Origin of the sequence: Paenibacillus sp. N3/727 (assembly GCF_022637315.1) — a bacterium.
Taxonomy (GTDB): Bacteria; Bacillota; Bacilli; order Paenibacillales; family Paenibacillaceae; genus Paenibacillus_AQ; species Paenibacillus_AQ uliginis.
On sequence record NZ_CP093336.1, the window covers coordinates 4,155,696 to 4,178,736 of the forward strand.

A 23,041-nucleotide genomic window follows, 5' to 3' on the forward strand; every position below is an offset into this window, starting at 1 on the left:
TACTAACTCCTATTAGATGAATTCTCTAGGATTGCAAGAAAACCGGGAGTCAGCTTGAACACCCGGTTTTCTGGTTTATGAACTTATTATATACCAATAAAACCCAATTGAAAATTAACGAGATTCGTCCGCCATGCGGAACTTTTGAGCGATCGCCTTCAGCTCTGTGCTGATGCTATCAAGCGTCTGTACAAAAGAGTTCATCAAACGGCTGGCTTCCTGGAACTCCTGGAAGAAGCGCTGCTTCGTCATACCGTCCCATTGACCTTCCATACCGTTTACAGATTGAGTCAGACTGTTAACGATTTGTTGACTCTGTTCACCGCTTTGCTTAAATTGGTTTGCCACTTGTTCAACTTGCTCCGGCGTAATTAAAATGCGTCCTGCCATGTATGTACCTCCTTTGAAATTTCGGTTCCGATTAACAATTGTCATCTTAGCTTATGTTGGTAAGATTTACAAAATGTCCTCAGACCTAAATTCCAATTACCCCCAATGACCCAGTAATGAAACACGTTCCCTCCATAATTTAGCGTATTAATTTGCAATACTTAGATTAGAAGGATCGGTAAAAGTCCATCCCTGGCCATTTAGAGCAGCTTGTTTGGCTGAATCGCCACCATCACTGCTATTCATCCCCACCGCGGCAGCAGCCGAGCTAGGATTGGAAATAATGGAACCGGAAGTGCCTGACTCCGGCAAAATGGAGTTTCCTCCTTCTTGCTTGGAGGCCGCAAACAAAGCAGTAGGTGAAACCTCACCTATAATGGCATGCTCAAGAATACTCTGATATTGATGATCAGCTTCCTGAAACTGATCGGCTTTCATTTGCAAATGCTTGCCCATTTGTGCCAAAAGAGCTCCCAAATTCTCTCCAAGCCTCTGGGCAGACTGCCACTCATCAATAACCGCCGCTTTCATTGAAGTTTCCCAGACAATCGAACTAATTGCCTGATGAAGTTGATTAGTTATGGCAACATACTGTTCGCCGGACTGCTGAAGCTGACGACTTAATGTCCGGAGCAACTCCGGTTCGACAGATATACGCATAGGTCCTCACCTTTCATACGGGTTCCGTTACTGTTTCAGCCACATGAGGAGCATATGATGAAATTGCTCCTTTGTTGCAGGTGCTGCGGTCAGCCAATCCTGATCGCCCTGAAGACTCATACGCAGCAGCCAGTTCATGGACTCATTCACAACAAACGCTGCATTTTGACTCTCCCAGTTATACCCATTCCATATTGACAGCTGAAGCTCCCCCGAAGAAACCCGGTTTTTCAAACATTTTGCCAGTGCAATCGAACCTTCGGCATCGTCCGTTAATCTGGCTAACCTGTCGCTGATCTCATCACAATTCATATCGGAAGCACAGGTGTAAATATCCGCAAATTCCTTACGGCTAAGCAGCAGAGCCGGTAATTCCCCTAGAGACTGATCACTGAGAGCCAACTCTTCTATCAACTTATTACATGTATCTTCAATCGAGCCAAGTTCACTCAACATATAAAATCGATCGTTTTCATCACACTTGCAAACTTGTATAACCTGTTCGCCGATTACGTGTAAATATCCTTCAAACGACTTACCTCTGTTCTCGTATTTCAACCAACAGGCACGCTCAGCCAGCCCCGCTATTGCCACACGGGAAAATACATCAGGCGGAATTGACAGTTCTCCGCTTTCCTCACGTATTAAATATCGCTTTTCAAGAAGCGAATTTTTCGACGCTTCCCACTCATCTGCAATCTCCTCAGTTAAATACCCGCTGAAGGGATCTTCGACCCCGAGCAGACGATCTGAACCAAGAATACCAGCCAAGAAAAAAAACTCCTTGTCAGTCAGCGTTACGGTCTCCTGTTTGGAAGCATGAATCGTCAACATTATGAGCCACCTCCCCTCAAACTACAACATGCCATCGGTCACGAATTTCTGCGACCCATTTTTGGGCGTTCCACACCTCATCAAACGGAACTGCGCCTTTAATTCTGGAAAATTTTCGTTTAACGTAGTACCCTTGACCCGGTGGTAGTATTTTTAGTCCTCCAGGACTATTCGTAGATTCCGAGAAAGGGATTCTAAAGAACGATAAATCGTTCGAATCGAGAGTCCCGAATAAAAATCCGGATTGTGACGCTTTGACGTCGGTGAACCAATCCACACCGTACGTTGGAAAGTCAGCCGGAACACCGGAAAGCACAACATGTACTTTCCGGTCCCTGCCCAGTCTCACAATCGAAGACAATTGATCTTTTATCGTAAAATCGTTTAATTGCTTGCTCATTACATCCGCATCATCAATCATAAGCAGAATGACTGGATCGTCCCCCTCTTTCGTCCGGCTCTGCACTTTCTCGTATAGACCGGCTATAAGTGGGCCCAGGTCCTCTTCATTCTCAGCATGACCTCTGACATGAGGCAGATGATTAAGTCTACTGAGACCACTGCTGCCATACCGGGTGTCTACTGTATATATTTCAAGTTCCTCGGGCGAGGCATGATACGCGAGTGAAAGCATCCAGCTGAGCAAAAACGAGGTTTTTCCGCCTTCCATGGGGCTGGCCACAACAAAGTGGGGACCTTCCTTCAGATTGACCAAAAACGGAGACAGGTCATCCGTCGACAGCCCTACAGGAACCTGGTACTTTGCCGTACAGGCTATCCGTTCGTAAGGCTGATCCATTTTCAGAAGCTCCGAAAGTCCGACCTTCTCTGGCAACGGATCAATAGACGGGGCAATATCCCCGTTCCAGGAGCTCTTCAGACGGGCAATCAGAACGCGCAGCTCGGCTGAACGTTCTCCTTCATCTTTACCTGTTGCAGGCAATGCCGTCTGAAACTCCAAAGGCGGTACCTGTCCCTTGACAAGACCTCTTCCCGGTGGAAGCTGGCTTGGTGCTCGGGACGGGCGACCTACAGCATAGTAATAATCCGCAGGATCTGCAAGTTCAAACGAAACTGCTTGTGAGATATTGCTCCGTACTTTTTCAAACATATCAGAAATCCGGTTAGCGGAAATAACAAAAGTTATGCCTAAACTGCCACCTTCGCGGAGTAGATACTCCAGCATATCATTTTCATCCGGATATGTATTCCGAAAATTAAGATAACCGTCGATGACAATCACCAGTTGAGGGACGTGAAGTGACATAGCTCGGCGGTAAGCCGAAATTGTCTTCACACCCGCATCTGCAATCAGGTCCTTCCGCTTCGCTGCTATTTTGGTCAGGAATCGGAATAAACGTTTAATCCGATCCTCCTCTTCAGCCGTCATAACACCGCCCACATGCGGCAATCCGGAGAAGTCCCGCATCATTCGTCCCATATCTATAATATACCCATGCCATTGATCAGGGGAATACTTCCTAGCCAGTGACATTAGAAGGGTCTGAACAAAGGTCGTTTTTCCCAACCCTGGCATGCCGTACACTGCCCAATGGCCCTGCTCCATATTTAACTTGAGCGGCCTTTGACATTGGTTTGGAAGGTCATCAACCATTCCTACCCGTGCAGTACGCGTATTATCTCCGTATGCCGACACGGAATTACCATCGGAAGCAGACAGTACCTCATCTAGGTCCAAGCTTTCAGGCAAAGGCGGAAGCCATGGTCCCTGCAGTCTCTCGATTCCTTCTTCCAGTGCTATATCCGCCAGTCGGTCAATAAAGACCTGTAGCTGCTTCGGGACCTCATCGCGGTGAACACCGGACAAGCTGACTGGAGCAAGCATCGGTTCCGTCTTTCCGTTCAGACGCACTTCACGAATAACGATCATACCTTCATTATCTTGTTCTTCTATATATGGAGCTCCGCTCCAGGCAAACTGCATTTCTTCAAAAACTTCATCACTACCGACCTGGAAATATCCGCGTCCCGGCTTATTTATCCATGCCGCATTTGGAATTTTCAGCATATCCCGGCTGTCGCCTTCACTTTGAACCCGCAAGCAGATTCGGAATCGAGAGTTGCTCCATATTTTGTCATCGACTACACCAGCCGGCTTTTGTGTAGCCAGAATAAGATGAACCCCAAGTGTTCTGCCAATGGCGGCGATACTAATCAGTTCATCCATAAACTCCGGCTGATCTTTTTTGAGTTGTGCGAACTCGTCAATAATGATGACCAGATGTGGGAGCGGCTCTTCATGTCTGCTGCGAAGAAGCTTGTAATATTCATCGATATGCTGCAGATTTCCAGCATCGTTCAATATTTTCTGCCTTCGGACCAGTTCAGCCTTTAAGGAAATCTTAGCACGTTCAATCAGGTTGTTGTCCAAGTTCGTAATCGTACCCACAACATGAGGCAAATGCAGGAATGTGTTGGACATACCCCCACCTTTATAATCGATAAGCATAAAAGCAAGATCATGCGGATGGAATTCGGCAGCAAGTGAAGCTACAATAGACTGAATGACTTCACTTTTACCTGAGCCGGTCGTACCGGCTATCAGTCCGTGCGGTCCGTGACCTTGTCGCTCAATTTTATCATGTAAATTCAGGTTTATCTTTTTGTTCCCCGCTCGAACCCCCATAGGTACAGGCAGTGTATCCGGATAACGGTTGTTCTGCCAGCGGCGTTTCACATCGAGCTCTGATATTTTTTGAATATCCATCATTTCAAACAACGTCAATACTGAAGGAATATCGGATGCAGATGACCGTTTTAAGCGAATAGGTGCCATGTAACGAGCAAGGATCTCCATCTGTTCACGACTCATTCCGTCAGTTCTAAATAACTGCTGTGAAACCATGCCGTCCTTTTTGATCGTGTAATTCGCCTGCTCCCGCTCAACCTCTACAATCAGTTGACAATGCATCGGAAGGTTTTCTTTGCGGTCCGATAAGATGATCGTTACAGCATCTACCGCCTCACCGTCTTCAAGCAGCATTGGCAAAAGCGGCTCTTCCTCTATTAATGAACTACTGGATAAAATAACGATATATGCCGGTATTTCGATTGATTTGTTGCCGTATTCCGAACGGTTGTTTCTGCGTCGGTACAACTGCATGAAGATTTCGTCTGCGAGCTGATGTGAACTGCTTCGACGATCAGCCAAATACCTCGTGGAGCGATCATCATCCCAAGTGTGCGAAAGCCAGCGAAGCCAATCCCAGTCATGGGCCTCCTTCTCTTCATAAAAAGCAGCCACTTTCACTTCGTCCGGAGAATGGCGTACCGCAATTTGCGCCATCATTACACGCAGTGTGTTCAAGACGTTCTCTCTTCCACCAACCACACCGATGACTTTGGATTGGAACAAAGGCAGTGTGATAGAGGCTTCATCAACAGTTTGAAAATCATCTGCAAGCTCCTGTGCAGCTTCAATCAGCGGATCCTTCTCGTATCCGTCTGCTCTCGGAGCTCGAACTTGTATGTGAAAGGGAACGGTTCCCTTGCCTACTCGGACCTCAAGAAAATCGATATCCTCGGGGGATCTTTCCCACAGACTACTGCTTCTGTTCTTAGCGATCTGAAAGCACACGTCAGGGTCCCCGTGTATCTCGAACATAATTTCTACTTGGTTTTGCTGCGCTTCTTTCAACTCTTCACGGTGAAGGTCCAGCTGTGTGCGATATTTGAGGTTTCGTTCAGCCAGCTTCTGTTGGTATGTTTTCTTGTTGCCTAAATACATAAAAAATGGCAGAGTATACGATGTCAGCATCATAAATATGGATAACATCTGAAACATCATCATATAATTGCTGCGTCCCATTTTCCCGCTCATATTCATGTAGACGTAAAAGCCAATCGTTACCACCGTCATTACAATAGGTATAATGAGGGAAATAATTGAGAAAGATGGCTTGTTGGGCTCTGAAGGAGGTCTAAGTATCTCCATCTCTTCTTTTTGCAAAGCCGGTTTAATTCGTGGCGAACGCTGATATAAGACGTTCATCGTTTCCTCCCCTTTATCCAGAGCATCATGTAAAAATCACTATGTATTTTTGTTGATTCCCGAAGAAATCAAAGGGTTATTTACCCAATTTCAGCTTTCTTGAAACAACATTCTACGGCCGTACACCGGAGCTTCTTCTTCTGTAGTTGAAAAAGCGCGCTGAAGTCTAATGAATGCGCCTTCTCTAAGGCCGGCTTCAACGACTCCTGGGTTCCCGTCCACCGTAAACCATAAACCTTCCGGAAATTTTGCTTCTAATATATATTGTATTCCGGGACTCGGTGGCTCTTGAAAAAGACGAAGTCCCAGCAGTTCATTCAGCCGTGTTACCGAACATTCATTCGGCACCGATATGTCAAACCAATCTCCTTCATTGCGTCCACTGATCACAGTAAGAATCATCTGTGTTTTCCTGCCCTTCTATAATATCGTAATTCTAGAGTATTCCCTATGAGAGGGCCGAACACCTATATCATAAGTTATAAAAATAGGTTACAGTATTGTAACTGTATCACTCCAAAGTCTATCCTGTCAATTTGTGTCATATTTCCTATTTCCTATTTTTCAATAGTTTTGGATGCATCTTAAGGACTAAATTTCTTTTGAAACAGGGAAATAGTCTTTACTTTCATTTTCAAAACGAATTATTTCACAAAAAAAGAGAGTTCACAGAAATGTCACTCTCCTAAAATGCTATCTTGATTAATTCTTTCATTTTAAGGTTATTTTAAGATTGGCCGTTTATAATGCAAATATCATGAAATAAAACTTTTCGTGAGGTGATTTGATGAAAACACTCATTATGTTTCAAAACAAACCGGTACCCGTATATTTTACAACAGATAACAAACAACCGGTACAGAAGGTGTTGAAGCTTTTAATCAGCGCGCTGGACAATAAAATCCACAACGGTAAAAAGGCGCTGCAAAAATGCCTCAATTCCCTCATAAGTATAGAAATCGAGGGCTCTGAGGCAATTCTTCACAGCAAAAGTGAAAACGACTCTCTTGCGCTATCTCTCTTTTAAAGGGGAGATAGCCCTTTTTGTGTTCAACAAGCGATAACCTGGCTCTACAAACAACGTCAGTCCTGACTCTGTCAATAAACGATGATAATAATGTTCTTGGTGAACACACATAAAATTGGAAATATTCCGCATCAGTACCTTGCATTATTCAGTACCTAATGTTATTCTCTGTATAACAGCTAATGAATAATAATCAGTACCGGTTCATGTTCAATTCTTATCGTGATTGGAGGAAACATTTTTGGATGTCAGTATTCAATTTAAAAAAGGAGTCCTTGAGCTATGTGTGCTTGTGCTCATCCACCGCAAGGACCAATACGGCTATGAACTGGCACAGTCCGTATCCCGTCACATCGAAGTTGCCGAAGGCGCACTTTACCCACTTTTGCGTAGACTTGTTAATGAAGGATACTGTACCACCTATCTTCAGGAATCATCAGAAGGGCCGCCCCGTAAATATTACAAACTGACGGAATATGGGGAGATTTACATGGACTCCATGATTAAAGAATGGAGAGCATTTGTCAGTAACGTAACCAACTTAATAGAGGAAGGACAATAGCATGAATAAAAAACAATTTATATCCATCTTAGAAACGAGGCTTGCCCCTCTTCATCCGGACGAACGGCATGAGCTTCTCAGTGATGTGGAGTCCCACTTTCAATTTGGCTTGCAAAATGGCCGCTCCGAAGAGGAGATTGCCCGCGAACTCGGGGACCCGTTCGAAATGGCGCGCGATGCGCTTGGTGATCGCTTTACGGAAATGCCAATTAAAATTCAAAGTTCACATTCGGCAGTTGGGCAACTATTTATTGGAATTGGCCTTTTTTTCTGCGCTTTGGTAGCCGTGCCATTTCAGATTGGACTCTGGGCAGGCGGGATTGGCTTGGCCGCTGGTGCAGCTGCCGCCATATTTAGTCCGGTACTGGTGCTAATAGAATATCTATATAATGGAACCTATTTTCCGGCGAAATTGTTTCTGTCCATATCCTTTATCGGTGTCGGAATATTGCTCGCCTACCTTGTACGTTGGATTTTCCTGGGGCTATTTGCTATGCTCAGAGGCTACCTACGATGGAATGCACGAATGTTGAAAGGAAGATCCGTATAATGAAACATAAATTGCTGGTAGGAACAGCTCTTGTTCTTATATTAATAGGCGTAGTTGGCATGGCGTATCATAAGTTCAAATTTGAGGATGAATATCCAGAGCATAAGCAATCCTGGGCCCTTCAGCCGGATGAAATCAAGAAGCTGCACATTACAAGCGACTATGATGTAGATATCTCGTTCAGTTCAAGCACGGGGGGAGAAGGATATGTGGAGTTTCAAGGAAATGTGCACCCGAAGGTCATAGATCGATTGAAGGAGTTGACTGCGGTTGGACCCGAGTTCTCCATAGACTTGACTCCCCCTTCTACCACTCAGTTTCTCAGCGTTAATCTGAAATCACCCAAGGGAAAAATCAATGTAGCACTTCCGAAAGAGACGGAGCTGGAGGATCTCGCGATCTCGACGATGTCAGCTGATATTAAACTTGAAGGAGCTACTTCTAATAACATCGATATTTCCTCCATATCTGGCAGTATCTATTTAACAAACCTTAAAGTAAATGAATTGAAGCTTGATACCCACTCTGGAGATATTAATGGAGACGATATCAGATCATCCGTTCAAGCATCAAGCCTCTCTGGGGGGATTGATCTTAAACAAATAGAAGGTGCCGCAAATTTAGAGACCTACTCAGGTGATGTAGAGATCAGTCAGCGCGGTATATCATCGATTACAGCAACAACACTCTCAGGAGATGTCGAGATCACACCAGATCCGGATTTTAACGGGTTTTATGAGACGAAGACTCTTTCCGGTTCGGTCAATATTCCGGAGTCCCCTAAGGAAAGCAAGCATACCATTAAAGCAGATACCCATTCCGGGGATATCGATATTAAGCTTCCTTAAACAAAAACCTATTAACTTTGAAACACCTTCCCCATTCGGTTGATCGAACCGCCCGGGAAGGTGTTTTGTTAATTAATCATACAAATGATCAACTACTCAGTTATTTCACTTCTTCCCAGTTACTCCACATTTCACGCGGGTTCAGCACATAGATCCCATTGTCCCGGTACATGAAGTGATGCATAATAAACTCTCGACGGATCGTTGCAAAATCTTCATGGTACTGTTTGATGAACTCATTTATTTCTTTCTCATTATATTCTTTACCGAACTCCAACTTCTCGACCAAATGCTCCAGTACAATCAGTTTTTTCTTGTATTGTGCCGGTATTTGACGCAGACTCCCGTCTTTCGCAAAAAAGTTTCTTAGAACGGTTGCCTTTACTGAGGATTGTTTATCTTCCATCGGAATATCCCCTCTCTCCTTCCCGAATATAAACATCAAGGACGCTTGATGAACCTGCTCAATAAATTCCGGATTCAGGGAAAAATATATGGTGTTCTTGTCCCTTCGTTCACGGATTAAAGCAGCCTCCCGCAGCTTAGTAGCATGGTGTGTAACCGTAGGCTGTGACAAGCTCAGTTTCTCGGCCAAGGCTTGGCCGTTTATTTCTCCTCTATTTAACAGCATTAAAATTTTCATCCGGTTAGGATCGCCTAGCAGTTTATGGACATTGACAATCTTTTCGAGCTGCATTGAAACATCCGCCTCCTTTCCAAGACGTCTGATAATGATAAAAAATATCAAAATTCGATGTTAATCTAATTAGATATTAATGAAATTAGAATAACCTGTCAACATCCTTTAATAATGATGAAATATCGTCTGAACTCAGCCGTTCAAGGTGGATTTATCTCCATAATTGCGGTAGGATTATTAGTGCTGATTGTTCATGTACGTTTATTTCTTAAGGAGGCTCATCATGCAAGACGTTCTAATCATCGGCGCCGGCCCTTGTGGTTTGTCCGCAGCTATCGAATGCGGCAAGCGCGGCCTGTCCTCTGATCTTATCGATAAACACAATGTAGTTCACTCCATCTATCTGTATCCGACTCATATGCAATTTTTCAGTACTGCTGAAATGCTTGAGATCGGAAATATTCCATTTGCCATATCCAATGACAAACCCTATCGGGACGAAGCACTCGCATACTACCGCAGAGTCGCCAAGCACTACAACCTTAACCTCTCACCATACGAAGAAGCTACTTCCATTGAGAAGCTTCCTGACGGATCCTTTCGGGTACATACCCGCAAACGCAGTGGCGTAGAAAGCTATCGTGAAGCCAAAAATGTCGTCATTTCCACCGGATATTTCGATCATCCGAATTATATCGGCATTCCTGGTGAAGACTTGGAAAAAGTGACCCACTATTTCCGGGAAGCACACCCCTATGCCGGCATGAAAACAGCGATTATCGGCGGTAGCAATTCTGCCGTAGATGCAGCCATGGAACTGATTCGCGTTGGGGCGGATGTATCGGTCATTTACCGGGGCAAGGAAGTGTCCGAGAATATCAAGCCATGGGTGCGCCCTCAGTTCGAGAGCCTGGTCACTAAAGGAAAGATTAAGGTTTACGTGGAGTCCAGTGTAACGGAGATTCGCGAAACGTCCATTACCGTTACTTCTAATGATGGTAATGAGCAATCGATTGATAATGATTTTGTGCTCGCTCTGACCGGCTTCCGGCCGGACCGTAAACTACTTGCTTCTTCCGGTGTGGAGCTGGACGAAGACATGGAAAAACCGCACTACAATCCGGAGACGATGGAAACTACAGTTCCCGGACTGTATGTTGCCGGTGTTATTGCATCCGGACGGAATGCAAATGAAGTTTTCATCGAAACCGGACGTTTGCATGGACGTTTAATCGCCGAGCACCTCATGACCAAGTCATAAACTGCAAATATTATTAGTTTACCAAAGGAGTTTGCGTACACCATGGATGTCACCTCACTCATCCTGCTGGCTATGGCCGCACTTGGAATCATCAGCAGTAACTCTCCCATAACCATTGCGATGTTGGTACTGCTGTTTCTTCGGGTTACCGGCTTCCAGCAAGCTTTTCCGTGGCTGGAGAAATACGGCCTTACGATCGGTATTATCATTCTGACGATTGGGGTCATGTCTCCATTAGCCAGCGGAAAAATGAGCCTACAGGTCATTGGTGAGTCCTTTCTCAACTGGAAATCCCTCCTCGCAATCGGCATAGGTATGCTAGTTGCTTATTTAGGCGGGCGCGGAGCTACGCTAATGGGAACCAATCCAACGATCGTTGCCGGCCTATTGATCGGAACGGTCCTTGGTGTCGCTCTGTTCCGCGGTGTTCCGGTAGGACCACTCATTGCAGCCGGTATTTTATCGCTGTTAATTGGCAAGTCATAGAAATCACTGAGTACAAGAGGCTGTCCCACTTGGGAGTAAACCTAATGGGACAGCCTCTTGTTTATGTTGTGTATATTTATGGTATGATAACGAACATATTGGAAGTATATCTCTATTTTACCGACCCACTATATTTAGAAGATTTATAGGAGGCTAAAGCTCGTGCAACACCCTCAAAACAAACACGCTAGCCAACCGGTTTTTCACTCACAAAGTCCAATTCTGCTTATTAAACAGCTGAGGCCGAAACAATGGACGAAAAACTTACTTATTTTTGCAGCACCCTTATTTTCTTTCGAAACGGTAAGTGCATCTACTCTGATTGATAGCATTATTGGATTCTTCCTTCTCTGCTTCGTATCAGGCTGCGTTTATATCGTGAATGACTACATGGATCGAGAGGCTGACCGGAATCATCCGGTGAAGCGGCATCGTCCCATGGCTTCAGGAAGACTAAACCCTACACTAGCCTTGATGTTTGGAGCTTTGCTGCTAACGTCTTCTCTGGTGATCTCTTATGTGCTTAACCCTTTGTTTACCGGCCTTCTCGGACTGTACTTCGTAATGAACGTGGGTTATTCTTTACGGTTAAAGCATGTGGTCATTATCGATATTATGATCATTGCTGCAGGATTTGTTCTGCGTGCTATTGCTGGCGGATTAGTCATTCATGTTCCGTTTACACCTTGGTTTTTATTGTGTACCATGCTGCTTTCTCTCTTTCTCGCGATTGGAAAACGACGTCATGAACTCGTATTGCTTCAAAATGAAAAGGGCTCCCATCGAAAAGTGCTCGATCACTACTCCCTGGAGCTACTGGATCAATTTAGCGGAATTGTTACAACGGCCACCATCATCAGTTATTCTCTGTTCACCTTTACATCCGGCAGAACGATTCATCTGATGTGGACCATACCGCTTGTTATTTATGGGATGTTCCGATATCTGTATCTCATTCATATTGAAAAAAAGGGCGGCTCACCAGACCGCATCCTGTTTGAAGATATGCATATACTGGTTACCGTGCTCATTTATGTGGCAAGTGTAATCGGGATTTTAGCTTATTTTGAATAATTAAATGATATGGGGTATGTACTAATGACTCATAAGGTTGCCTTATTTGATGTCGACAAGACTATTATCCAGAAGGATTCGATGTTTCAATTTTTGCTTTTTGGCCTGCAAAAAAAACCTTCTTCCTTTTATCTCATATTTCTAATCGGTATCTATTCTGTTTTCTATAAACTCAAATGGATGAAGGCAGAACGGGCAAAAAGCTCTTATTTTCGTTTTATAAATTATATGAATGAACAAGACTTGGAACATTTTTTTAATACGATGGTCAAGCCTTATATCTACCCGGAAGCTTTAATGGAAATGAATAACAAAAAAGAGGACGGCTATCATATCCTCCTGGTCACGGCTTCCCCTTACGCTTACATGAAATATTTTAACCAGTTTGACGAGGTGGATGGGGTGATCGGTACGAATTTGGTCAAACGTGGTGAGCAGTTTACCCATATGATTGCAGGAAACAACTGCAAGGGTCAGGAAAAGGTTACTCGCATTAAAAGTTATCTCAAGGAAAAGGGAATCATGATCGACTACGATCAATCCTGCGCATACTCTGATTCCGTCTCGGATATGCCTATGCTGCAGCTAGTGAACCAAAAGTATATGATTAATCGTCATAAACATACAGCGGGGTGTGAGGGGCTAACATGGAGCTTATAAACAAGAACGGCCAGCGCCGCCATACCGGTAAATGGTTGATGGTAGTGTCCGCATTTCTGACCGCAACAGGTCAACTGTTTTGGAAATGGGGCCACAGTGACCTGATATATATGGCTATCGGATTTGTTTGTTATGGTCTTGGCGCTATTTTTATGATTAAGTCATTAGCTCTCGAAAAACTCTCCGTTGCTTACCCGCTCATGTGTATTAGCTATATTGTTGCTCTGTTTTACGGAGACCTGTTTCTTGGAGAGCCTATTACGATAAAAAAGACGGCGGCTGTTGTCCTTCTCGGGATCGGGGTGACTTTAACCTCTTATGAAAAATGAACCGCTATTGTACATGCTTTTGCTCGCGATGACCTTGTTCGGCTCCCTTGGCAGTGTATTCTTTAAAGGCTACACCTCCAAAAAACAACTCCTCCTGCTGTTCTTCGGCTTTGCGTCTTACGGAATCGGCGCACTGTTGAACATATATCTGCTGAAAGAGCTCCCGTATACGATCGTTATGCCCGCTAATGCCTTAACCTTTCTGTGGGCATTGTTGTTCGCCAAGGTCATTTTTAAAGAATCGATCGGAATCATCAAGATTGCAGGTATTGTCTTTATTATCTCAGGTTTGCTGCTCTTAATATCGTAAAATATTAAATCGTTTAGAGATTGGTGGTTAACATGACTTTTAACAATTATTTTTTTAGGGACAGGAAAGATAATTATACAGCCCTATTTTTATGGATCATCTTTTGTTTGTTTTATATCTTTTTAAATATGCCTTATGTGCAGTACATTAAAGATAACGCGGAGATGTTAGGTACTTACAGTCCGTTTTACGGTGCACCATTTCCGGTGAATCTGTTTAATTTTGATCCATCTATGGAATACGGAAAACAGGCGTCCACGATCATTCATCCGCTTATCAATCTCCTTACAGCACCACTGACATACTTATCAAGCCACTCCATAGGCAACATGCTATACCTGCTACTGCAATCTGGGATCAATGCACTTACAACGACAATTGTTTATTTTATGCTGCGCAGAAACGGTTCGGATATGTCGGTTTCGCTGCTGTTCTCGGCCTTTTTCGGAGTAAGCTCGTATAGTATCTTTACGTCCTTAATTCCAGACTCCTATTCTTACGCTCAATTTGTAATTGTACTCTCAGCTGCATACTTACAGAAGTGCCGGGAAGAACAGTCTTTCTCAATCATTCCGAATGCTTCTTTTACACTGATTAATTTCGGGATCACCTCAACGAATGTGGTCACCTTTGCCGGTGCTCTTTTCTTTAGCCTCTTTGACTTCAGAAGCAAAAAAGAAACGTTCCGGCGGTTTATGATCATTATGATCAGCACCCTGCTGATGATCATCGGTTTTACAGCGCTACAATATGTGCTGTTTTCCGGTAAGACATGGTTATCGAATGTTTTTGGCGGACTATCGAATGGCGCTCTAGGCTATGTAACACCATTCTCGTTCGCGCAACACGCTAAAGCATTCTATATGCTCGTTGTGAGTCCTGTTCTGACACCAGACGTTGCCTTGATTGACCCAGGAATCGTTGCTTTTGCAACCGATCTTAGCAAGCCTTATCCCTTCTATGTACATATTGTAGGAATTGGCCTCTTCTTGCTTGCAGTGCTTGGATTTATAAAAGGAATTAAGACTCGGGAAACATGGGCTATTGCTACGTATATCTTGTTCGCGTTTGTTCTTCATATCGTTGTTGGATTTGGCCTTACTACATTTCAATATGACTTGTATCTATACGCTGGGCACTATTTGTTTGCTTTCTTTATTCTTGCTGCTGGCTTCATTTCTGGGATTCGAAGTGTGACTGTCAAAAGAATCATGCTCGGCGTGGTCGCCCTCTTTCTGCTCACTACAGTTGCTAACAACATCGTTAAGCAGAATGCAACGCTGGACATTATCCAGTCCTCGTATACAGATGTCATTACGCAGCAGGATAAGTAATCCTTTGATGCTTCGTCCTTTCCGCTGCGTAATCTAACAGTGTTCAGTCGGTGTTGTATAAACTGCAACTTTATTCCGTCATATTGCGACCAAGGACAAATTGTTGTATACAATACAATAATCCGGATAGGAAATCACTTATATGCCTCTTTCCAAGAGGGATTGTTGTAGAATATACAACAATCTGAGCAGGTTCAGACATTCTGCTTCTCCAATGTTGTATCACATACAACATTACAACACAAAATCAAACGTGCCGGCCAAGAATCATTGGCCGGCACGTTTTTCTGTTAAACCTAACATTGCTACAATTCCATCACATTCACCCTAGGACTCCAAATGCTGCACATTATACAGCCTCGCGTAGCTTCCGTTCATTTCCATCAACTCGTTGTGAGTCCCCTTCTCTGTAATCTGCCCATTCTCCAGCACGACAATCATATCGGCATGAGTAATCGTAGACAAACGGTGAGCAACGATCAATGTCGTCCGGTCCGTCGACAGCGATTGAAGCGCCTGCTGGATCAGATGCTCGGACTCCAAATCCAGAGCTGAAGTAGCTTCATCCAGGACAAGTATATCTGGGTCCTTCAGAAATACGCGTGCAATCGCGAGCCGCTGTTTCTGTCCACCGGACAGCTTCACTCCCCGCTCCCCGACCTCGGTGTCGTATCCTTGCGGCAAGTTGGTTATAAACTCATGCGCGTTAGCTGATTTTGCAGCTGCAACGATTTCTTCTTCACTTGCATCAGGATTACCAAACAAAATGTTCTCACGGACGGAACCGCTAAACAAGAAGTTGTCCTGCAGCACCATTCCGATGGAGCCGCGCAGGCTATCTAGGGTGATCTCACGAACATCATCTCCGTTAATTTTCACACTGCCCTGCTGGACATCGTAAAACCTTGGTATAAGACCGATCAAAGAGGATTTTCCTCCCCCACTCATCCCGACAAAAGCAATTGTCTGACCCTGTTCTATCGTTAGATTAATATCCTTCAGCACCCAACCCGCATCGTCATTATATTGAAACCAGACGCGGTCGAATTCAATCCGGCCAGCGGATGAAAGCTTTTTAGCATGAGGTGAATCCACGATATCATACGGCTCGTCCAGCAGTTCCTTAACACGCTCCAATGAAGCCGTTGCCTGTGTTAACACTGTAGAAGAATTAATAAGTCTGCGTAAAGGTGCATAAAGCCTGTCCAAATATCCGAAAAACGCAACGAACGTACCCAAAGTCAAATCCCCTTGAATGACCCGATAACCCCCATAACCTATAACGAGTATTGGTGCAATGTCCGTCAAGGTATTAATAATAGAGAACGTCAATGCGTTCCATCGTGTCTGAGCCATCGCTTTCTCCAAGAAGTTGCCGTTTATCTTTTCGAACTTTGCCTGATCATAACGCTCAAGCGTAAAACTTCGGATGACCGAAATGCCTTGAATTCGCTCATGCAGATAAGCCTGGATTCCCGCAAGCGCCTGCGATCGGTCTTTTGTCAGCTTTTTAAGGCGTTTGTACAGCAGGTTAACCGCAATGGCGTACAGCGGCAGAACCGAGATCGCAACGAGTGTCAAAACCGGGCTCATCAAGAACATCACAACAAGGACAAATATCAAAGTGAACATATCCAGCCAGATGTTCATCATTCCAACTTCAACGAGGTTCTTCGACTGCTCCACATCGTTAATAAATCGGGATATCGCTTCCCCTACTTTCGTATTCTGATAGTATCTCAGGGACAAGCGCTGAAGATGAGCGTATAGACGATTCCGCATATCAAATAAAATACGGCTCGTAATAAAGGAGGAAAAATACTGCCGGAAATATTCTACCGGGCCACGGACAACGATAAATAACACCAAGGTACCCCCGAGCACAAGCATGAGCTGGTCCAGCTTCTGCTGCACGTCCATCTGAGAGCTGATGAGAAGATCATCGACCACATACTTCATAATCATTGGGAGAAGCAGCGGAATTGAAAACTTGATCATCCCGATGATGAGTGTCAATATGATCCATTTAAGATAAGGCTTAACGAATGGATAGTAAATTTTCCATGATTTCAAAGGCAATAACGACCCCTTTCTTGTGCATCTTTCTAGCTGCGGTATGTAATAATCACAAGCCAAAGGCTTCACCTTTCATCACCCGAATAAGACCTACTGTTGACTTTTGCCCGCTTCAATGCTTTATTATCTTTAAACTTACTTTACAAATGCATTGCCCAGCAGGAGGATAAACATGAGTACACTATTTGTTACAGAAGCCGTTATGCTCGCAATTTATGGACAACTTCTGGTGCCAACAAAGCCCGTAGAATACATCATTCCCTATAAAACAGTCCTGGAATTATACGAGTTGAAAAGCAGCGACGAGCCGCTCATGCATACCGGTCCGGATGACCAGCATGTTCGGACGAAGATTAATGAGCTCATTCAATATTTCGAAGAGCCGCTCAACAAGAAAAAGATTGACCGGGCCCTTCAGCTACCTTGGGCAAAAAGCCCCTCTATTCCAGTTGGTGACATGACCATCGTAACCATTCTGAACGCTCTGGACACGGCTCCTTATGGGGAATTGTTTGATCCCGTAGAAACCGAGCTTATCATGGCAGCACAGCGAATTGAAGCCCCTATACTTACAGATCAGTATGAGTTGATCCAACGTATTATAGATGCATCTATCCCAGTTCAGGTTTATGACATTGATGACTTTGACTTCGCTCTAGAAGAACCAACATAAAATAGTACCCCTTGCTCTTTGAAAAAGCAAGGGGTACTATTTTACACGAAAAAATTCCCCTTTCGGGGAATCGCAACGCCAGATGGTACTACCATCAAGCAGAACTTCAGCGTATCTGTTTTTTGATTTTTTCCATCAGATGAACAGAAATGGGTTCCATGATCGGCAGTTTCTCCAGATTATAGTACTTTAGAGATAACTCACTCTCAAAAGGGAGTTCAATGGCGCTGCGCAGCCCAATTGCAGCGTAAACACCGATGACATAATACACTTCATCTCCGCCTGAATTTTTTTTCAAATACTGTGGACCTGATAACAGGTCGATTAACCGCATATCATCCGCAATAAGACCGCTCTCTTCCCATAGTTCTCTCGATGCGGCGTCCTCCATAGATTCGCCTGGCTTCATACTGCCAATCGGAAGGCCCCATTCCTCCTTCCCCTGTCGTTTCAGAAGCAAAATCTCTCCATCGCCATTCTGTACGATAACAGCCGCTTTAACTCCGACCGTCGTCCTCTTGCCGATGTACTGACGGACATCACGGTGATATACGCTCATCCCGGGAACCTCCTTTCCCCTAGGGTAGCGCGCCACGAGCTCACAACACTCGTCAGTTTACTGCGCCTTCTTCTCTATACACATAAGAAATATCATCCAAGGACTCTTCATATTCCACATGAAGATCATATCCCTGTAAATACCACATGTCGTGTTCTTCCATGTAAAACGTTAGATCCTCTGCCTGCTCCGTAATTCCTGGATCATTCGGCTCTTCTACGGAAATGCCGAGAGAAAAACCGGGATGCAATCCGCCGCCGGAGCTGTAGCGTGGATAGAAGCGAATGAACGTGCCGGCGTTCAGTTCCAGTTCTCTCTTGTACCAACGCGCCGCGTCATTGCTGACCTCTATAATCATGCTAACACACTCTCCTTTGAGTTAGTTGCCTGTTCCCAGGTCTTTTATTTTGTATTGTATATGTATCATAACGCATATCCGAACGGGGTTACAAATCTTTTATGAATGATAAATGAATAAATCAGGCTGCACGGCTTTTTCCGGATATTTCAAAAAATAGGTTTGACATTTTCGGGTTTGCGATGATAAAATTCAGTCCATACGAAGTCTTCTTCAATTAATTGTAAATTCAAACGAAAGGGTGGTTAAAGTGTTCAATCAATTTATTGTTTTTGCTCATCGTCCTATGGGTCATAACTCACAACTGAATACTGACGACACCCTGCCGGTGAACCCTCAATTCTGAAGTGTAATCATGATTGATGTTGAACTGTAAGTATCTCTGACGCACGGTTGCCGTTACTATAACCGCGCGCATGATAAGTTAATGATTGAAGCATATCGTCCGTTTTCGGGATGATATGCTTTTTTTGGTTTAACAAGAGAACTTCATTTACAACCCGGCATACGAAAGGAAGGGATTATTTTGTTCGCTGTACTAAAAAATTTAGGATGGTTTTTCAAGCTTGAGAAGAAAAGATACCTGATTGGTTTGTTCTTTCTCATCTTTTGCGGCTTGCTTGAACTGATACCGCCGCTTCTGCTTGGCAACGCCATCGATGATATCGTAACCAGCACGATATCATGGGCATCTCTCGCCAAGTATTTACTGATGATTATGGGAACCGTTGCAGTCATCTATCTCGGTACATACATATGGATGCACCGTATTTTTGGCGGTGCCAACCTTGTGGAACGACTGCTTCGCACACGTTATATGAACCATCTTCTCGGAATGCTTCCACCATTCTTCGAAAAGAACCGTACCGGAGACCTGATGGCAAAAGCAACAAACGACCTTCGTTCCGTTGCTGCAACCGCTGGTTTCGGCATGCTGGTTATGACCGATTCAACGGTCTACCTCGTTGTCATTCTTTTCGCTATGGGATTCATCGTCAGCTGGAAGCTGACGCTAGCTGCCATTCTTCCACTTCCTATTATCGCAGTAGGCATGGTTATCTACGGTAAGGCGATCCACAAGCGTTACACTGCCGCTCAGGATGCTTTTGGCGTTATGAACGATCAGGTGTTGGAATCCGTAGCCGGCATCCGTGTTGTTCGTGCATATGTGCAGGAACGCGAGGATCAGCAACGTTTTCAGGAAATAACAGATGATGTTTACCGCAAAAACCTAGCTGTCGCCAAGGTAGATGCCCTATTCGAGCCTACCATTAACTTCTCCATTGGCTTAAGTTACGTGATTGGCCTTGCTTATGGCGTATATATGGTATTCCAGAATCAAATCACCTTAGGAGATCTCGTATCCTTCAACATGTACCTCGGGATGATGATCTGGCCCATGTTCGCCATCGGAGAACTCATTAATATCATGCAGCGTGGTAACGCTTCGTTGGATCGTGTGAACGACACTCTATCCGTGCCAGCTGATGTTGTAGATCCTGCAGAACCAGTTGATATCGTCTCGCCGGATTCGATCGAGCTTAAAGAAGTAACGTTCCGGTATCCGACCTCAACAGTCGATAATCTGAGTGATGTTTCACTTACGCTCCAGAAAGGCCAGACACTCGGAGTTGTCGGACGTACCGGCAGCGGCAAATCAACACTTCTGAAACAGCTATTGCACGAATATCCTACCGGATCGGGAGAAATTCTCATCTCCGGCGCACCTATTGAAATGCTGTCCAAGGACCGTCTTCACAGCTGGATTGGTTATGTTCCCCAAGAGCAAATCCTTTTTTCGAAAACGGTAAGACAAAACATTCAATTCGGTAAAAAAGATGCCTCAGACGACGTGATTATGGATGCCATTTCAACAGCAGCTTTTGACCGGGATCTAAATACTCTCTCTGAGGGTCTTGACACTCTTGTCGGTGAAAAAGGCGTTGCTCTTTCCGGCGGTCAGAAGCAGCGCGTGTCACTAGCGCGAGCTTTCATTTCTGACCCGGATATATTAATTCTGGACGATGCTCTCTCCGCGGTTGATGCCCGGACAGAGGCAAGAATTATCGAGAATATTCGCTGCAAACGCGCAGGAAAAACAACCTTAATATCTACCCACCGCTTATCCGCTGTCCAGCATGCCGATTGGATCGTTGTGCTTGATGATGGACGCATTACTGAGCAGGGTACTCACGAACAGCTGCTGGCAATGAATGGTTGGTACCGTGAGCAATTTGAACGCCAGCAAGTCGAAAACAATCTGACCTCTGAGGAGGTGTCTTAATTGACTCCGACCGATCAAACGATATCGAATGAATCTGGAATTGCCAAAAGGCTTTTCAGGTATGCATTAACTGCTAAAGGAACTTTTATTGCCGCATTGATCATGCTTGCCATTGGTGTGGCGGCTGAACTCGCTGGTCCTTTCATCGCCAAGAACATGATCGACAATCATGTCTTAGGCATTGAGAAACCCTATTACGAAACAACGAGCGCCGAACAGGCTGCCTCCTATAACGGCAAGTACTATAAACGGGGGGATCGCTTCAAGGAGGGTGAGTCTCAGGGCCAGGAAGTTCGTATTCTTCAAGCCGGAAAAAGCTTTTATTTCATTAATGAACAAGTTGTTCGCGCGGAAGGTGAACGTACATTTCGTGACGGAACAATGACGATAACTTATGGGAATGAAAGCGCTCAGTACCCAGCTGGCAAGCTGTCCACCTCCGAATTGTTCGCATTTTATGAGCCGGAGTTACCTGACATTTACAAGCTGGTGGGACTATTTCTGATCGCCATACTTGTATCCATGATTACGGTGTTTGCCAAAACCTATTGGCTGCAGTCTTCCGCCAACCGTGTCATTCAAAAGCTTCGTACCGATGTGTACGCCCATATTCAGCGGCTGCCCGTACATTTCTTTGATAACCTTCCGGCAGGAAAGGTTGTTTCACGGGTAACCAACGACACGGAAGCGGTCAAAGATCTTTTTGTTGCCGTACTCTCGAACTTCGCGTCTGGCACCATTTATATCACTGGGGTTTACATTGCCCTGTTCCTCCTGGACGTGAAGCTTGGACTGATCAGCTTATTCGTCATTCCAATGCTTATCATATGGACAGTGCTCTATCGTAAATTTGCAACAAAGTACAATGTTATTATCCGATCTCGCTTAAGTGAGATCAACGCCATCATCAACGAATCCATTCAAGGAATGCCGATTATACGTGTTTTCCGCCGCCAAAAAGCGACTCAGGAAGAGTTTGAAGCTTTAAACGAAGATTATATGGCTCATCAGAACAAGATGCTGAATCTGAACTCGCTAACAACTCACAACCTGGTGAATGTACTTCGCAATATTTCGCTTGTTGTCATCCTGTGGTATTTCGGAGCAGCTTCTCTGGATGGCACAGGCATCGTCTCCATCGGTGTGCTGTATGCCTTCGTGGATCTCATGGGCCGGATGTTCCAGCCTATTACGGGTATGGTCAATCAGCTCGCTGCATTGGATTCATCCATTGTATCCGCGAAACGGGTGTTTGAACTGATGGATGAAACGGGCGAACAGGTAACCGACGGCTCTATGCCCCGCTATTTGGGCAATGTGGAGTTCAAGAATGTGTCTTTTGCCTATAAAAAAGACTATGTTCTGAAGGATATTTCTTTCGAAGCAAAACAGGGACAGACGGTTGCCCTCGTAGGACATACGGGATCAGGCAAAAGCTCCATCATCAACCTGCTGTTCCGTTTCTACGATCCCCAGAAAGGGACCATTACCATTGACGGTCAGCCTGTTACCGACATTCCGAAGCAGTGGCTTCGTCAGCATATGGGGATCGTTCTGCAAGACCCGTATTTGTTCACAGGCACGATCGCTTCCAACGTAAGTCTTGGAGATGCAGAAATCACCCGTGAACAGGTCAACAAGGCGCTGAGTGATGTTGGAGCGGATAGACTGCTTGCACACCTTCCGCAGGGCTTTGATGAACCTGTCATCGAAAAAGGCAGCACGCTTTCCGCTGGGCAGCGGCAGCTGATCTCCTTCGCACGTGCCTTAGCATTTAATCCGGCAATTCTTATCCTGGATGAAGCGACAGCCAATATCGATACAGAAACAGAAGCACTGATTCAAGATGCTCTTGAAGTTCTCAAGAAAGGACGCACCACATTCATCATCGCTCACCGCCTGTCTACCATCCGTAGCGCGGATCAGATTCTCGTCCTCCACCGGGGAGAAATTGTTGAGAAAGGTTCGCATGATGATCTCATGGAGCTTCGCGGCCGTTACTATAAAATGTACCAGCTTCAGCAAGGATCTGTGCAGCAGCCCAAAGACGACAAAGAAGCAGTCGCTGCAGGCACAGCTGTAAACCTTGCAACCGGAAATGCTTAATACGTATT

At 44.8% G+C, this 23,041-nt stretch carries 23 protein-coding genes; 14 read left to right on the top strand and 9 right to left on the bottom strand.

Translation table 11 applies throughout. From position 1 onward, the window contains the following. Positions 1–114: 114 nt before the first annotated feature. The 5 genes from MNQ98_RS19075 to MNQ98_RS19095 form a co-directional block, all read right to left on the bottom strand. Positions 115–390: a WXG100 family type VII secretion target gene (locus MNQ98_RS19075; RefSeq protein WP_208919036.1), complete on the bottom strand. Its 276-nt coding sequence runs from the start codon at positions 388–390 to the stop codon at positions 115–117. Between the two features lie 147 nt (positions 391–537). Beyond that, positions 538–1,050 carry a WXG100 family type VII secretion target gene (locus MNQ98_RS19080; protein WP_241929677.1) on the bottom strand — a complete coding sequence of 171 codons (513 nt, stop codon included), beginning with the start codon at positions 1,048–1,050 and terminating at the stop codon, positions 538–540. 27 nt (positions 1,051–1,077) lie between these two features. Continuing rightward, a complete protein-coding gene (locus MNQ98_RS19085; protein ID WP_241929678.1) occupies positions 1,078–1,884 on the bottom strand; it encodes a hypothetical protein in 807 nt (268 codons plus the stop codon). Positions 1,885–1,900: 16 nt separating this feature from the next. Then, on the bottom strand, positions 1,901–5,896 hold the full coding sequence (gene essC / locus MNQ98_RS19090) for a type VII secretion protein EssC (protein WP_241929679.1): 3,996 nt from the start codon (positions 5,894–5,896) through the stop codon (positions 1,901–1,903). Positions 5,897–5,986: 90 nt separating this feature from the next. Next, a complete protein-coding gene (locus tag MNQ98_RS19095; protein ID WP_241929680.1) occupies positions 5,987–6,298 on the bottom strand; it encodes a hypothetical protein in 312 nt (103 codons plus the stop codon). A gap of 385 nt (positions 6,299–6,683) precedes the next feature. Here MNQ98_RS19095 and MNQ98_RS19100 point away from each other — a divergent pair, with 385 nt between their 5' ends. The 4 genes from MNQ98_RS19100 to MNQ98_RS19115 all read left to right on the top strand — a co-directional run bounded on the left by MNQ98_RS19100 (position 6,684) and on the right by MNQ98_RS19115 (position 8,883). Continuing rightward, positions 6,684–6,923 carry a hypothetical protein gene (locus tag MNQ98_RS19100; protein ID WP_208919026.1) on the top strand — a complete coding sequence of 80 codons (240 nt, stop codon included), beginning with the start codon at positions 6,684–6,686 and terminating at the stop codon, positions 6,921–6,923. A gap of 241 nt (positions 6,924–7,164) precedes the next feature. Further along, positions 7,165–7,485 carry a PadR family transcriptional regulator gene (locus MNQ98_RS19105; protein ID WP_241929681.1) on the top strand — a complete coding sequence of 107 codons (321 nt, stop codon included), beginning with the start codon at positions 7,165–7,167 and terminating at the stop codon, positions 7,483–7,485. Between the two features lies 1 nt (position 7,486). After that, positions 7,487–8,035 (top strand): HAAS signaling domain-containing protein, encoded by a 549-nt coding sequence (locus MNQ98_RS19110; protein ID WP_241929682.1) that lies wholly within the window; start codon positions 7,487–7,489, stop codon positions 8,033–8,035. Beyond that, positions 8,035–8,883: a DUF4097 family beta strand repeat-containing protein gene (locus MNQ98_RS19115; protein ID WP_241929683.1), complete on the top strand. Its 849-nt coding sequence runs from the start codon at positions 8,035–8,037 to the stop codon at positions 8,881–8,883. Before MNQ98_RS19110 ends, MNQ98_RS19115 begins: the two co-directional genes overlap by 1 nt. A 100-nt stretch (positions 8,884–8,983) precedes the next feature. Here the strand turns inward: MNQ98_RS19115 and MNQ98_RS19120 are convergent, their stop codons facing one another. After that, positions 8,984–9,580 (bottom strand): DUF2087 domain-containing protein, encoded by a 597-nt coding sequence (locus tag MNQ98_RS19120; RefSeq protein WP_241929684.1) that lies wholly within the window; start codon positions 9,578–9,580, stop codon positions 8,984–8,986. A gap of 226 nt (positions 9,581–9,806) precedes the next feature. Here MNQ98_RS19120 and MNQ98_RS19125 point away from each other — a divergent pair, with 226 nt between their 5' ends. From MNQ98_RS19125 to MNQ98_RS19155, 7 genes are all read left to right on the top strand, one after another. Further along, positions 9,807–10,784, top strand: coding sequence for a YpdA family putative bacillithiol disulfide reductase (locus tag MNQ98_RS19125; RefSeq protein WP_241929685.1), 978 nt, complete (start codon positions 9,807–9,809; stop codon positions 10,782–10,784). 42 nt (positions 10,785–10,826) lie between these two features. Beyond that, the gene (locus tag MNQ98_RS19130) at positions 10,827–11,270 is read left to right on the top strand and encodes a DUF441 domain-containing protein (protein ID WP_208919007.1); all 444 of its coding nucleotides are present in this window, start codon (positions 10,827–10,829) and stop codon (positions 11,268–11,270) included. Between the two features lie 162 nt (positions 11,271–11,432). After that, positions 11,433–12,344 carry a decaprenyl-phosphate phosphoribosyltransferase gene (locus MNQ98_RS19135; protein WP_208919005.1) on the top strand — a complete coding sequence of 304 codons (912 nt, stop codon included), beginning with the start codon at positions 11,433–11,435 and terminating at the stop codon, positions 12,342–12,344. Positions 12,345–12,368: 24 nt separating this feature from the next. Further along, on the top strand, positions 12,369–13,004 hold the full coding sequence (locus MNQ98_RS19140; protein WP_241929686.1) for an HAD family hydrolase: 636 nt from the start codon (positions 12,369–12,371) through the stop codon (positions 13,002–13,004). Beyond that, the gene (locus MNQ98_RS19145) at positions 12,992–13,333 is read left to right on the top strand and encodes an EamA family transporter (protein ID WP_241929687.1); all 342 of its coding nucleotides are present in this window, start codon (positions 12,992–12,994) and stop codon (positions 13,331–13,333) included. The genes MNQ98_RS19140 and MNQ98_RS19145 overlap by 13 nt, the downstream gene beginning before the upstream one ends. Next, positions 13,323–13,643, top strand: a complete 321-nt coding sequence (locus MNQ98_RS19150; protein ID WP_241929688.1) for an EamA family transporter — start codon at positions 13,323–13,325, stop codon at positions 13,641–13,643. The genes MNQ98_RS19145 and MNQ98_RS19150 overlap by 11 nt, the downstream gene beginning before the upstream one ends. Positions 13,644–13,750: 107 nt before the next feature. Then, the gene (locus tag MNQ98_RS19155; RefSeq protein WP_241929689.1) at positions 13,751–14,977 is read left to right on the top strand and encodes a DUF6080 domain-containing protein; all 1,227 of its coding nucleotides are present in this window, start codon (positions 13,751–13,753) and stop codon (positions 14,975–14,977) included. A gap of 327 nt (positions 14,978–15,304) precedes the next feature. Here the strand turns inward: MNQ98_RS19155 and MNQ98_RS19160 are convergent, their stop codons facing one another. Continuing rightward, positions 15,305–17,050: an ABC transporter ATP-binding protein gene (locus MNQ98_RS19160; RefSeq protein ID WP_277883669.1), complete on the bottom strand. Its 1,746-nt coding sequence runs from the start codon at positions 17,048–17,050 to the stop codon at positions 15,305–15,307. Positions 17,051–17,225: 175 nt separating this feature from the next. Between MNQ98_RS19160 and MNQ98_RS19165 the strand changes: the two genes are divergently transcribed. Further along, positions 17,226–17,726, top strand: coding sequence for an ADP-heptose synthase (locus MNQ98_RS19165; protein ID WP_241929690.1), 501 nt, complete (start codon positions 17,226–17,228; stop codon positions 17,724–17,726). Between the two features lie 106 nt (positions 17,727–17,832). On the opposite strand, the gene MNQ98_RS19170 is transcribed toward MNQ98_RS19165, so the two are convergent. Next, positions 17,833–18,285: an NUDIX domain-containing protein gene (locus MNQ98_RS19170; RefSeq protein ID WP_241929691.1), complete on the bottom strand. Its 453-nt coding sequence runs from the start codon at positions 18,283–18,285 to the stop codon at positions 17,833–17,835. A 52-nt stretch (positions 18,286–18,337) separates the two neighbouring features. Continuing rightward, entirely contained in the window at positions 18,338–18,643 is a 306-nt protein-coding gene (locus tag MNQ98_RS19175; protein ID WP_241929692.1) for a HesB/YadR/YfhF family protein, read from the bottom strand. Positions 18,644–19,169: 526 nt separating this feature from the next. Between MNQ98_RS19175 and MNQ98_RS19180 the strand changes: the two genes are divergently transcribed. Continuing rightward, entirely contained in the window at positions 19,170–20,927 is a 1,758-nt protein-coding gene (locus tag MNQ98_RS19180) for an ABC transporter ATP-binding protein (RefSeq protein ID WP_241929693.1), read from the top strand. After that, positions 20,928–23,033 carry an ABC transporter ATP-binding protein gene (locus MNQ98_RS19185; RefSeq protein ID WP_241929694.1) on the top strand — a complete coding sequence of 702 codons (2,106 nt, stop codon included), beginning with the start codon at positions 20,928–20,930 and terminating at the stop codon, positions 23,031–23,033. Positions 23,034–23,041 lie beyond the last annotated feature (8 nt).